11 protein-coding genes and 1 riboswitch are annotated in these 13069 nt (G+C 42.5%); of the genes, 9 read left to right on the top strand and 2 right to left on the bottom strand.

Annotated elements, in window-relative coordinates; all coding sequences use genetic code 11:
* Positions 1–31 precede the first annotated feature (31 nt).
* The 8 genes from QI30_RS05085 to QI30_RS05050 all read left to right on the top strand — a co-directional run bounded on the left by QI30_RS05085 (position 32) and on the right by QI30_RS05050 (position 6565).
* Entirely contained in the window at positions 32–1816 is a 1785-nt protein-coding gene (locus QI30_RS05085) for an acyl-CoA dehydrogenase family protein (RefSeq protein ID WP_126989858.1), read from the top strand.
* Between the two features lie 190 nt (positions 1817–2006).
* Positions 2007–2363: an arsenate reductase family protein gene (locus QI30_RS05080; protein ID WP_126989857.1), complete on the top strand. Its 357-nt coding sequence runs from the start codon at positions 2007–2009 to the stop codon at positions 2361–2363.
* A gap of 143 nt (positions 2364–2506) precedes the next feature.
* Positions 2507–2887, top strand: coding sequence for a glycine cleavage system protein GcvH (gcvH, locus tag QI30_RS05075; protein WP_126989856.1), 381 nt, complete (start codon positions 2507–2509; stop codon positions 2885–2887).
* A 112-nt stretch (positions 2888–2999) separates the two neighbouring features.
* Complete coding sequence (locus QI30_RS05070) at positions 3000–3344, top strand: toprim domain-containing protein (protein ID WP_126989855.1); 345 nt, start codon at positions 3000–3002, stop codon at positions 3342–3344.
* A 13-nt stretch (positions 3345–3357) separates the two neighbouring features.
* Complete coding sequence (locus tag QI30_RS05065; RefSeq protein WP_126989854.1) at positions 3358–3672, top strand: thioredoxin family protein; 315 nt, start codon at positions 3358–3360, stop codon at positions 3670–3672.
* A 55-nt stretch (positions 3673–3727) separates the two neighbouring features.
* Positions 3728–3833, top strand: a riboswitch (SAM riboswitch).
* Between the two features lie 159 nt (positions 3834–3992).
* Positions 3993–5018 carry a methionine ABC transporter ATP-binding protein gene (locus QI30_RS05060; RefSeq protein ID WP_126989853.1) on the top strand — a complete coding sequence of 342 codons (1026 nt, stop codon included), beginning with the start codon at positions 3993–3995 and terminating at the stop codon, positions 5016–5018.
* On the top strand, positions 5008–5676 hold the full coding sequence (locus QI30_RS05055) for a methionine ABC transporter permease (protein WP_126989852.1): 669 nt from the start codon (positions 5008–5010) through the stop codon (positions 5674–5676). Before QI30_RS05060 ends, QI30_RS05055 begins: the two co-directional genes overlap by 11 nt.
* Positions 5677–5722: 46 nt before the next feature.
* Positions 5723–6565 (top strand): MetQ/NlpA family ABC transporter substrate-binding protein, encoded by an 843-nt coding sequence (locus QI30_RS05050; RefSeq protein WP_126989851.1) that lies wholly within the window; start codon positions 5723–5725, stop codon positions 6563–6565.
* Between the two features lie 47 nt (positions 6566–6612).
* Here QI30_RS05050 and QI30_RS05045 read toward each other — a convergent pair whose 3' ends face one another.
* Positions 6613–7374 carry a glucose 1-dehydrogenase gene (locus QI30_RS05045; protein WP_126989850.1) on the bottom strand — a complete coding sequence of 254 codons (762 nt, stop codon included), beginning with the start codon at positions 7372–7374 and terminating at the stop codon, positions 6613–6615.
* Positions 7375–7540: 166 nt separating this feature from the next.
* Complete coding sequence (locus QI30_RS05040) at positions 7541–8443, bottom strand: LysR family transcriptional regulator (protein ID WP_126989849.1); 903 nt, start codon at positions 8441–8443, stop codon at positions 7541–7543.
* A 107-nt stretch (positions 8444–8550) separates the two neighbouring features.
* On the opposite strand from QI30_RS05040, the gene gltB reads away from it, so the two are divergent.
* A complete protein-coding gene (gltB, locus tag QI30_RS05035) occupies positions 8551–13062 on the top strand; it encodes a glutamate synthase large subunit (protein WP_126989848.1) in 4512 nt (1503 codons plus the stop codon).
* Positions 13063–13069 lie beyond the last annotated feature (7 nt).

The following is a 13069-nucleotide window of genomic DNA, read 5'->3' as shown; positions in this document are numbered from 1 at the left end:
GAGAATTATTTAAATCGGGGAGGAATTTACGATGACAGAACATACAGCAAACATTATTAAAGGTGGTAGCTTTTTAACAGAAGACGTGGACATTAACCGCGTATTTACGCCAGAGGATTTCACAGATGAGCATAAAATGATCGCAAAAACGACAGAAGACTACGTGAAAAACGATGTCTTCCCGTTGATCCCAAATTTAGAAAATCACGAGTTCGAGCATTCAGTAAACCTATTGAAAAAAGCGGGCGAGCTTGGCTTATTAGCAGTAGACGTACCAGAAGAGTACGATGGCTTAGGGCTTGATAAAATCACATCTGCCCTTGTAACAGAGAAGATGGCTGTTGTTGGTGGCTTCTCCATTACACACGGCGCACATGTGGGAATTGGGTCTTTACCAATCGTCTTATTCGGTAATGATGAGCAAAAATCACGCTATTTACCGAAGCTTGCAACGGGTGAATTAATCGCGGCATACGCATTAACAGAGCCAGGCTCAGGTAGTGATGCACTCGGTGCGAAAACGACTGCGCGCTTAAATGAAGCAGGTACGCACTATGTATTAAATGGTGAAAAGCAATGGATTACAAACTCAGGCTTTGCGGATGTATTCGTTGTATACGCGAAAATTGATGGTGAAAAATTCACAGCATTTATCGTAGAGCGTGAATTTGCAGGCGTATCAACTGGTGCGGAAGAGAAGAAAATGGGGATCAAATCATCTTCTACACGTACGCTTATTTTAGAGGACGTAGAAGTGCCAGTAGAAAATTTACTTGGTGAAGTAGGTCGCGGCCACATCATCGCGTTCAATATTTTAAATATTGGTCGCTACAAATTAGGCGTAGGTACAATTGGCTCGTCAAAACGCGCATTAGATATTACGATTCAATACGTTAATGAACGTAAGCAATTCAATACACCAATTTCTTCATTCAACTTAACAAAGGAAAAATTAGCGAATATGGCGGCACAAATCTATGCCTCTGAATCATTAATTTATCGTACAGTTGGGTACTTTGAGGACAATATGGGTCAAATGAGTGATGAAGAGAAAAAAGACGGTAAAAAGATTGCAGAAGCGATTGCAGAGTATGCGATTGAGTGCTCAATCAACAAAGTCTTTGGTTCAGAAGTACTTGATTATGTAGCGGATGAAGCGGTGCAACTGCACGGTGGTTACGGCTACATGGCAGAATACGAAGTAGAGCGTATTTACCGCGATTCTCGTATCAACCGTATTTTCGAAGGAACAAACGAAATCAACCGTTTAATCGTTCCAGGTACATTTATGAAGAAAGCGATGAAGGGCGAATTACCGCTTCTTGAGCAAGCGCAAGCACTGCAGCAAGAAATCTTAGGTATGGTACCAGAAGAAATCGCAGACGAACCATTAGCACAAGAAAAATATTTAGTGAAAATGGCGAAAAAAGTGGCGTTACTTGCGGCAGGGACAGCAGCGCTTAAATATGGTAACAAGCTAGAAGATGAGCAAGAAATTCTTGTGAATATCGCCAATATCGCGAACCAATTATTCGCGATGGAATCAGCGGTATTACGTACGCAAAAAGCGATTGACCGCGATGGTGCAGACAAAGCGGCTCAAAAGCTATTGTATACAGAAATCTTCAGCCAAGATGCCTTTGAAACAATCTTAGCAGAAGCGCGTGATACGCTAGTGAACTCATCATCAGGTGACAACCAACGTATGATGCTATCAGCACTTCGTAAATTTGGTCGTTATGCACCGAAGAAAACGATTCGCTTAAAACGCCAAGCGGCAGAAGCATTAATTGCAGCTGAAAAATTCATCGTGTAAGTGACTCGGGTATGGAAGTAAGAGGCCTTACCCGAAAGACAACTACACAATACTCCCATATTACTGTAGGCCATGTAAATAAAGAGAAGGGTAGATGCAGTGGGTGCGTCTATCCTTTTTCTTTTCGTATTTGCAAAGGCTTTCAAATGTCTATACAATAGAGGAAACGAGAAGGGGGTACGCATACAAAATGGCGATTCAGTTTTACCATTATCCAAAATGTACGACATGTAAAAAGGCGTCAAAATGGTTGAAAGATGAAGGCATCGACTTTACGGCATATGACATTACGACAGACACACCGACGAAGGATGAGTTACGCAAGTTTTATGAACTAAGTGGGCTTCCATTGAAGAAATTTTTCAATACATCTGGCATGAAATATCGTGAGTTAGGATTGAAAGATAAGCTTGCAGATATGTCAGAAGACGAACAATTAGCACTTTTAGCGTCAGATGGTATGTTAATCAAGCGTCCTCTCACTACGGACGGTAAAAAAGTAACTTTAGGCTTTAAAGAGCAGGAATTTGTCGAAGCGTACAAATAGTGTCCATTATGGACGTCCAAAAATCGCTTGAAATGCTGTTGTAACAAGATGTATGACCTTTAGAAAGTTCGGAATTACCCTTGTCAACACGCGGAAAACGTGACACAATAAAGATGAAATTACATAAACGGAGGGAATAAACAATGAGCGTTCCAACAAATTTACGTTACACAGAAGATCACGAATGGGTTAAATTAGAAGATGGTAAAGCAGTAATCGGTATTACTGAATTTGCACAATCAGAACTTGGCGATATCGTATTCGTTGAACTACCAGCAGTAGGCGACGAAATCGGTGCTGGCGAATCATTCGGTAGTGTAGAATCTGTAAAAACAGTTTCTGAATTATACTTACCAATCGCTGGTAAAATTCTAGAAGTAAACGAAAACTTAGAAGACTCTCCAGAGCTAGTAAACGAATCGCCATACGAGCAAGCTTGGATGGTCGTTGTTGAACCTGCAAATGAAGCAGACGTTGAAAGTTTATTAACTGCAGAACAATATCAAGAAGCAATCGCTGAATAATATTTAGCATCACAAAGAGCTACCTCAACTGGGGTAGTTCTTTTTTGTGTAGAGTGCATGCGCTGTGGTATAACTAAAGTAGAAGACGGGGAAGCTTGTGGAGGTGGCAGAAATGGTGACAGACAAGGTGTTAATCGTTGAAGGAAAGCAAGATAAGCTACGCATTTTGCCCATACTAAATGAAGTGGTCGAAATTATTTGTACGAATGGTACGATAAGTGAGGACCGACTAGAGGAGCTACTTGCACCGTATGAGGACAGTGACTTATATGTGTTTTTTGATGCGGATGAGTCCGGTGAGAAAGCGCGAAAGCTCGTGCAGCATTATTTTCCTCATGCCGAGCATTTATACACGCGACGAACGTATAAGCAAGTCGAGCATACACCGCAAAATTATTTAGCTTTCGTGCTAGCAGCAGCTGATTTTCAAGTGAATCCCGCCTATTTAATACGATAAGGAATGACATGTAATGAAAGAATGGTCTCGCGAAGAATGGGAGCAAGAACGTACAAAACATGACGTCACGGCTTTTTATTTATATACGCCAATGTGCGGCACATGTGCAGTAGCGTCTAAAATGATGGACGTCACAGAGCAGGTATTGCCACAAATCCCAATGGGGAAGGCAAATCTAAATTATATGGAACAAATTGCATACGATTATGAGATTGAAAGTGTGCCATGTCTACTAATTTCAGAGAATGGGCAAGTGCGCGATAAAGTATACGCATTTCAATCCGTACCAAATTTGTATGAAAAAATTTTAAATAAGTCATTGACGTAAAAATATCAGAGTGTTAAAGTAGAAACCAACAATAAAATAAAAACTTATGTCGTTACTCTTATTTAGAGAGGTGGAGGGAAGTGCCCTATGAAGCCCGGCAACCGTCGCAGTATGTGATATGGTGCCAATTCACGCAAAGTCATTACTTTGGGAGATGAGAGAACGGTTTGACACGATACGTTAAACCCTTCTGTTGCTCTAAAAAACAGAAGGGTTTTATTTTTTTAGCAGTTTAAATTGGACGACGACAAAGCATAGTATAATTGTTGGAATTTGAATAATCAGAGAGTTCAAAAGTTTTAGAACAAGGTGGAATGACAGTGATTCAGTTAGATAATGTTTCAAAACAATACAAAACAGCGAATGGTTCTCTAACGGCTGTCGATAATGTGAGTTTAACAATTCAGGATCGAGAAATCTTCGGCATTATCGGATACAGTGGCGCCGGAAAAAGTACGATGATTCGTTTACTTAATGGCTTAGAAAAGCCGACATCAGGTGACGTTCTTGTCAATGATGTCAATATTTCAAAGGCACGCGGCAATGCACTACGCAATGCGCGTCATCACATCAGCATGGTGTTCCAACATTTCAATTTATTATGGTCACGTACGGTAGCGGAGAACATCGCATTCCCACTTGAGATTGCGGGAGTGAAAAAGGATGTGCGTCAAAAGCGTGTAAAAGAATTGATTGCACTTGTTGGCCTAGAGGGTCGCGATGATGCGTATCCATCGCAGTTATCAGGTGGTCAAAAGCAGCGTGTCGGCATCGCCCGCGCGCTTGCTAACAATCCAACTGTACTACTTTGTGATGAAGCAACCTCTGCACTTGACCCGGAAACAACGGATGCGATTTTAGACTTACTTGTGAGCATCAATGAAAAATTAGGCTTAACAATTGTGCTGATTACGCATGAGATGCATGTTATTCGTAAGATTTGTCATCGTGTGGCGGTCATGGAGAAGGGGAAGGTCGTTGAGCAAGGGAATGTTCTTGAAGTATTCCAAAACCCACAAGCACCGATTACAAAACGTTTCGTGACGCAAGCAACGTCAACGGGACAAAAAGAATCGGTTGCACAAATGCTAGAGGATTACCGCGAAGGACAGTTAATTAAATTATTCTTTGTAGGCGATCAAACAGAGCAGCCTGTCATTACAGAAATTATTCGCAAGTTTGCGGTAGACGTCAATATCGTCCACGGTAATATCTCACCGACGAAGAGTGGTCCGTACGGCACGTTAATCGTCCAGTTGACTGGTTCAGATGCGGATGTCGCAGCTGCGATTCAATATTTAGAAAATAAGGGTATCAAATCGGAGGTGATTAGTGATGTTGACTAATTTATTTCCGAATGTAGAATGGGACCGAATTTGGGAAGCCACACTGCAGACTTTATATATGACAGCTGTTTCAACAATCATTACATTCATTTTGGGATTAGCGTTAGGAATTGTGTTATTTTTAACAAGTCCCTATCAGCTATGGGCAAATAAACTAGCGAATTGGATTACGGGTGCGTTTGTGAACGTCTTCCGCTCGATTCCATTTATCATTTTAGTTATTTTGTTAATTCCATTTACAACGTTTTTATTCGACTCGATTTTAGGAGCCAATGCCGCATTGCCAGCATTAATTATCGGTGCCGCGCCATTCTACGCACGTATGGTATTAATCGCTTTACGTGAAATTGATAAGGGCGTAATCGAAGCAGCACGCTCAATGGGGGCTAAAACCTCAACAATCATTTTCAAGGTCTTAATTCCAGAAGCGTTACCAGCATTAATTTCAGGTATTACGGTAACGGCGGTAGCACTTGTAGGGTACACAGCGATGGCGGGGATTATCGGAGCAGGTGGTCTAGGTGATTTAGCCTTTGTGGATGGCTTCCAACGAGCTCGTACAGATGTAACGTTTATAGCGACTATTTTAATCTTAATTGTCGTATTTATTATCCAATTTATTGGTGATTTCTTTACAACAAAAATTGATAAACGATAACGCAATTGCGTATCAAATATAAAGAGGGAAAAGGGGATTTTATATTATGAAAGCGTCAAAAAAATTAGTAGCAAGTTTATTAACAGCATCATTAGCACTTGGTTTAGCAGCATGTGGCTCAGACGACAAATCAAGTAGTGATTCAAAAGAAACAACAATTAAAATCATGGCGTCAAACACACCACATAAAGAAATTTTACAAAAAGCTGAGCCAATTCTTGAAAAAGAGGGCGTAGATCTTGAAATCGAAACAGCACAAGATTACATTATTCCAAACAAAGCATTAGCTTCAGGCGATATTGACGCAAACTATTTCCAACATATTCCATACCTTACGCAACAAATGAAAGATAATAAAGACTATGATTTTGTTAATGTTGGTGGTATTCACATCGAACCAATCGCTATTTACTCTAAAAAATACAAATCATTAGATGAGTTACCAAAAGGTGCGAAAATTATTATTTCGAAATCAGTAGCGGATCAAGGTCGTATCTTAACACTTCTTGAAGCAAATGATTTAATCAAATTAAAAGATGGTGTGGATAAAACAACCGCTGAAATTAAAGATATTGCAGAAAATCCAAAAGAGTTAAAAATCGATCCAGCGGTCAATGCTGAAATGTTAGTACAAACGTACAATAATTCAAAAGATGCTGACGCAGTCGTTATCAACTCTAACTTTGCAATCGATGCTGGTTTAGATCCGAAGAAAGATTCAATTGCCATTGAGGGTGATGAATCACCATACGTAAATGTAATTGCCGTTCGTAAAGAAGATAAAGACAATGAATCAATCAAAAAATTAGTCGATGTCTTACATTCTAAAGAAATTCAAGATTATATTACAGAAGAATGGGGCGGCTCAGTCGTTCCTGTAAGTAAATAGAGCATAAAAAAGAGGCTGGGGATTAACCCTAGCCTCTTTTTTTATGCCTAATAAGCGCTCCAGCCAGCGTCTGCTGCTAGTGCAACACCATTTACTAAATCAGATTCATCCGATGCTAAGAATAGCGCAATATTTGCGACATCGTCTACTGTACCGGCACGTGGCATTAAGTTTGTTCCACGAATCGCTACTTCCATGCCAAATTTATCGATATGGTCCATGTTTGCCGCAAAACCTGTTTGGATTTGTCCAGGTGCAATCGCATTACAACGGATGCCTTGAGGGCCGTACTGCGACGCTACGTTCTTTGTCATGCCGACAATCGCATGTTTGGCCGCTGTATAGCCTAAGCCGCCACGACCGCCAAATAAGCCTGAAATCGATGCCATATTAACGATTGTTCCTTTACCGCGCTCTATGAAGTGAGGTAATACTTTACGAATACCACGCATCACGCCCGTTACATTAATGTCAAAAACGCGTTGCCAAACCTCATCTGTCACATTACCAGCAGCTTGCATATTGTCGCTCACACCGGCATTGTTTACAAGAATATCAAGTTGACCGAAGTGGCCGATTGCATCGTCAATCATGCGCTGTACATCTTCTTCGACTGCAACATTCACCTTCACGCCAAAGGCTTCGTGACCTGCTGCTTGTAGTTCCTTAACGGTATCTGTTAACGCGGCTTCGTTAAAATCTGCAATGACGATTTTTGCGCCTTCCTCTGCAAAACGTTTCGCGATTTCTTTGCCGATGCCGGCACCACTACCTGTAATTAATGCCACTTTATTGTCCAAACGATTCATGTATAAAACCCCTTTCAAAGTGCTTTCGCAAGTAGTATAACGCAAAATATTTTAAAGTTAAAATAAAAAGCATTCTGTGTTTCTTCTATTATATTGTAATTATTGGAAACGCTTTCTTTTCTGTGTATAAAAAATCCTTCTGAGCAGTTGTTCAGAAGGATGTTGATTAACGGAATTGTGTAAGACGTGAGAAGAAGTTGCCGACGAAGTCTAAGAAGATTTCCTCGGACGGGGCAAGTTCACGCGTACTCGGGAAAATGACACCGACATTACGTGTAAATGGTGGCTCGATAAGTGATAGACGCACCGTACGTCGTGGTGTCGCATCATAGAATGCAGATTCAGGTAGTAGCGTAATACCGATACCCGCGGCCACAAGACCTTTTAAGGCATCCATGTCCTCTCCCTCGGATGAAATATTTGGTGTGAAGCCAACTGATTTACAGGCGTCAACGACTACTTTATTTAAGATATAATCCTCAGGGAACAGCACAAAGTTCTCATTGCGTAAATCACCAAGCTGAATTTCCTGGCGCTCCGCAAGGGGGTGATTTTCAGGGACAAGTGCAGAAATATTTTCGGTAAATAAAATTCTTGTATTAATTAACTCATCCTTTTGTGGTACTGGACCGAGGAACGCGAGATTAAGCTCACGATTTTTCACCGCATTAATTAAAAAGCGGTAAGACCCTTGGCGCAGATGGAATGATACATTTGGATGCTCTTTTTTAAATGCCGAGATGACGGTAGGTAGCAAGAAGCTTGCAAGGCTCGTCGGGAAGCCGATTTTAATCGTTCCTTTCTCAGGGTCTAAATATTCATCCACTTGTTTTTTGGCAAAATCGATTGCTTTTAACGCCACAATGGCATGTTCTAAAAATACATGTCCGATGGGTGTTAATTTGACGTTACGGCCGATGCGTTCAAACAATTCAGCACCTAATTCAGACTCCAAATTGGCGATTTGTCTGCTGACGGCAGATTGTGCAACATGTAAATTTTCAGCAGCTTCTGAAATATGTTCGCGTTCAGCAACTGCCACGAAATAGCGTAGTTGTCGTAATTCCAAGGCATGTCAACTCCAATTTATCTATTTTTTAGATTGATTCTATATAAAGTATATATTGTTTGCATTGATTTGTGAATTTAAAATAGATTCACGAGGGAGGGATTTTTATGACGTTTCAAAATATTCAGAAAGAACAAGGGCTATATCATCCAAGTTTCGAACATGATGCATGCGGGATTGGATTTTATGCGAGCTTAAAAAATGAACCAACACATGACATCGTCGTGCAAGGTTTAGAAATGCTTTGCCGCCTAGACCACCGAGCAGGACGTGGTAGTGACGGTAAAACAGGGGACGGAGCTGGACTAATGGTTCAGATTCCAGATACATTTTTCCGTCAGGTCACAGAATGGGCATTACCACCGAAAGGCGAATACGGTGTAGGTCAGTTCTTCTTTACAGCAGATGACGCTGAGCGACGACAAATTGAAGAAAAATTTAATGCCATCATCACCGAGGAAGGCCAAGAACTTATCGGGTGGCGTACTGCTCCGACAAACGCTGCATCTTTAAGTGATACAGCGAAGAATTCAGCACCCGCTGTCCGCCAGCTATTTATCGCAAGTGCTTCGTCAGAAAATTCCCTAGCATTTGAACGAAAACTGTACGTAATTCGCAAGCGTGTTGAAAAATGGGTGAAGGAGCAAGGGTTCACATTTTATTGCCCAAGCTTCTCTACGCAAACGATGGTATTTAAAGGCTTGTTAGCACCTGAAGAGGTGGCTCAGTTTTATGTAGATTTACAAGATGAGCGCTTCACTTCAGCGATTGCACTTGTCCATTCACGCTACTCTACTAACACATTCCCGTCATGGGAGCGCGCGCATCCAAACCGCTACATTATCCATAACGGTGAAATCAACACCGTACTTGGGAATGCCAACTGGATGAAGGCGCGTGAGCAAAAATTTGTGTCAGAGGCATTTGGTGAGGATCTTGAAAAGCTACTCCCAATTATCAATGCAGAAGGCTCTGACTCAGCTATGGTCGATAATGCATTTGAATTCTTTGTCCTAGCAGGTCGTCCATTAGCAGAGGCTGCCATGATGATGATACCTGAGCCATGGACGGAAAATCCGCATATCTCAGCCGAGAAAAAGGCGTTCTATCAATACAATAGCACATTAATGGAGCCTTGGGACGGTCCAACTTCAATCGCATTCACAAATGGGCAACAAATTGGGGCAATTCTTGACCGAAACGGTTTACGTCCAGCGCGCTACTACGTGACGAAGGATGATTATATTATTTACTCTTCAGAAGTGGGCGTTATTGACGTAGCCGAGGAAGATGTGGCGTATAAGGACCGCCTAAGTCCAGGGAAGATGCTATTAATCGATTTAGAAAAGGGCGAAATCATCGCTGATGAAAAATTGAAGTCAGATATGGCAACAGCCAAGCCGTATAAACAATGGCTAGATGATAATTTAATTGAGCTTGAAGCGCAAAAAGAAAAGTCGGAAAATATTGACGATTTACTGCTTCATCAAAAGATTTTTGGTTACACATATGAGGATGTTCATAAATACATTGTGCCGATTGTGGCAGGGAAAACCGATCCACTCGGCTCAATGGGAAATGATGCACCGCTTGCGATTTTATCGGATAAGCCGCAGTCATTATTCCATTACTTCAAGCAATTATTTGCGCAAGTGACGAACCCGCCAATTGACTCGATTCGTGAGCATTTAGTGACGTCGACAATGACGCTGCTAGGGAAGGAAGGGAATATCCTTCATCCGACGGCGGAAAGCTGCAAGCGTATTTTCTTAGAAACACCGGTACTGACAAATGGCCAGCTAGCACAGCTAAAACAGCAGCCTAGCGTTAAGTCGGTAGTGATTGATTTATTTATGACAGATGACGTCGCAAGCGATTTACAGCGCATTGCAGATGAAGCAGACCGCGCGATTCGTGACGGCGTGGAGCTGTTGATTTTATCAGACCGCCTTGTCGCGCCTGACAAGCCGATGCTACCAATTCTACTTGCAGCGAGTAGTCTACACCAGCATCTTGTACGCGTTGGGGAACGCACACAAGCAAGCATTATCGTAGAAGCCGCTGAAGTACGAGAAGTACATCACCATGCTGCATTAATTGGCTACGGTGTGGATGCCATTAATCCGTATTTAGTATTTGCGACAATTGATCAAGCAATCCGTGATGGACACCTCCAATTTAGTTACGAGGAAGCGGTAGCACGTTATGTGTATGCCGCAAGTCAGGGTGTTGTAAAAGTAATGTCGAAGATGGGGATCTCGACAATTCAAAGTTACCGCGGGGCGCAAATTTTTGAAGCAGTAGGCATTTCAAAAGAAGTCATCGACAAGCATTTTACAGGTACGGCAAGTCAGTTAGGTGGTATCGACCTTCAAACGATTGGTGAGGAGGCACGTCGTCGCCATAATCTAGCAATTGATTCAGGGGATAAAGGTCTACCACCAGGTAGTGAGTATCAGTGGCGCGCAAACGGCGAGCATCATGCCTTTAATCCAAAAACGATTCATACACTGCAGTGGGCAACACGCAAAAATGACTTTGGTCTATTCCACCAATATAGTGAAATGGCGAATGAGGAGCGCTTAGGCTTCCTTCGTAATTTACTAACATTTAAAAAAACCAACAGCATTCCACTTGAAGAAGTCGAGTCTGCGGAATCAATTGTGAAACGTTTTAAAACGGGTGCGATGTCATTCGGTTCGATTTCACAGGAAGCGCATGAATCATTAGCCATCGCGATGAATCGCATCGGCGGTAAATCGAACTCAGGTGAAGGTGGCGAGGATCCAGCGCGCTTTACGCCAGATGAAAACGGTGATTTACGTCGCTCGCAAATTAAGCAAATTGCGTCAGGACGCTTTGGAGTGAAATCACATTATTTAGTCAATGCAGAGGAACTTCAAATCAAAATGGCGCAAGGGGCAAAACCAGGTGAAGGTGGTCAGCTTCCGGGGAATAAAGTATATCCATGGGTAGCGACGGTTCGTGGCTCCACAACAGGTGTTGGCCTGATTTCACCACCACCGCATCATGATATTTATTCAATCGAGGATATGTCCGAGTTAATTTACGACTTGAAAAACGCTAACCGTCATGCACGTATTTCGGTGAAACTTGTCGCAAAAGCAGGTGTCGGAACAATCGCCGCGGGTGTAGCGAAGGGCGCAGCTGATGTCATCGTTATTAGTGGCTATGACGGTGGTACCGGTGCCTCACCGAAGACAAGTATTAAGCATACAGGGCTACCATGGGAGCTAGGTTTAGCAGAAGCGCATCAGACGCTTATGCTTAACAATCTACGCGACCGTGTAACACTTGAAACGGATGGTAAATTAATGACCGGCAAAGATGTCATTATGGCGGCATTATTTGGCGCAGAGGAATTTGGTTTTGCGACAGCACCATTAATCGTTTTAGGCTGCGTGATGATGCGTGCGTGTCATTTGGATACATGTCCCGTCGGTGTGGCAACGCAAAATCCAGAGCTTCGTGCAAAATTCATGGGCTCACCAGATCATGTCGTGAACTTTATGATGTTCATTGCAGAAGAGGTGCGTGAATATATGGCGAAGCTAGGATTCCGTACATTTGAAGAAATGGTCGGTCGCACGGATTTACTCGAAGTAAGCGAGCGCGCACAAGCTCACTGGAAAGCGAGTCAGCTTGATTTATCGAAGCTCTTGCATCAAGTAGAGGGACCGCGCACGAAGCAAGTACAGCAAAACCATAAATTAGATGAGACACTAGATTTACGTGAGATTTTACCGCGTGTTGATTTTGCGATTAAGCACGCGTCACCAATCGCACTCACATTCCCAATAAAAAATACAGACCGTGCAGTAGGAACGATTGTCGGCAGCGATATTTCGAAGCAATACGGCGCAGTAGGTCTACCGGAAGATACGATTAAACTTCATTTTGAAGGCTCAGCAGGTCAGAGCTTTGGCGCATTCATTCCAAAAGGCATGTCGATGTCGGTTGATGGCGATGCGAATGACTACTTCGGTAAAGGCTTATCAGGTGGTAAAGTCATCGTGTCAGCACCGATTAAAGGGCGCGAGGAGTCAAATGTCATCGCGGGTAATGTTTGTCTATACGGCGCAACGAGCGGTGAGGCCTTTATTAATGGGCGTGCAGGTGAGCGTTTTGCGGTCCGTAATAGTGGCGCCAATGTTGTCGTAGAAGGGATCGGTGACCATGGTCTTGAGTATATGACCGGTGGGAACGTCGTGATCTTAGGAGATGTTGGCAAAAACTTTGGTGCTGGGATGTCTGGCGGTGTGGCATATGTACGTCCGTCAAATGTCGAGGCATTCAAGTCAGCTTGTAATATGGAAATGATCGAGTTTACGACGAAGTTTACACAAAAGGATATCGAGCTATTAAAAGAGCTATTAGAGAAGCATATTCATTATACAGACAGCTCAAAAGCGAAAGCGATATTAAATGATTTTGCACATGAGATGGATGGCTTTATTAAAGTCGTACCAACCGATTATAAGCATATGCTAGCGCATATTGATACGTTTGAAAAAGAAGGATTATCTGAACAGGAAGCGGCGATGAAGGCATTCACACTCGTGACATCACCGAAGAAACAACCCGTAGCAAAATCTTAAAGGAGCG

The sequence above is a fragment of the Candidatus Kurthia intestinigallinarum genome (assembly GCF_003991225.1).
GTDB classification, from domain to species: domain Bacteria; phylum Bacillota; class Bacilli; order Bacillales_A; family Planococcaceae; genus Kurthia; species Kurthia populi.
This window is presented reverse-complemented; position numbering and strand designations above follow the sequence as displayed.

Excerpts from the sequence above, each read along its gene's own strand:
- QI30_RS05085 (WP_126989858.1), top strand. The coding sequence starts at position 32 with ATGACAGAACATACAGCAAACATTATTAAAGGTGGTAGCTTTTTAACA.
- QI30_RS05080 (WP_126989857.1), top strand. The coding sequence starts at position 2,007 with ATGGCGATTCAGTTTTACCATTATCCAAAATGTACGACATGTAAAAAG.
- gcvH (WP_126989856.1), top strand. The coding sequence starts at position 2,507 with ATGAGCGTTCCAACAAATTTACGTTACACAGAAGATCACGAATGGGTT.
- QI30_RS05070 (WP_126989855.1), top strand. The coding sequence starts at position 3,000 with ATGGTGACAGACAAGGTGTTAATCGTTGAAGGAAAGCAAGATAAGCTA.
- QI30_RS05065 (WP_126989854.1), top strand. The coding sequence starts at position 3,358 with ATGAAAGAATGGTCTCGCGAAGAATGGGAGCAAGAACGTACAAAACAT.
- QI30_RS05055 (WP_126989852.1), top strand. The coding sequence starts at position 5,008 with ATGTTGACTAATTTATTTCCGAATGTAGAATGGGACCGAATTTGGGAA.
- QI30_RS05050 (WP_126989851.1), top strand. The coding sequence starts at position 5,723 with ATGAAAGCGTCAAAAAAATTAGTAGCAAGTTTATTAACAGCATCATTA.
- QI30_RS05045 (WP_126989850.1), bottom strand. The coding sequence starts at position 7,374 with ATGAATCGTTTGGACAATAAAGTGGCATTAATTACAGGTAGTGGTGCC.
- gltB (WP_126989848.1), top strand. The coding sequence starts at position 8,551 with ATGACGTTTCAAAATATTCAGAAAGAACAAGGGCTATATCATCCAAGT.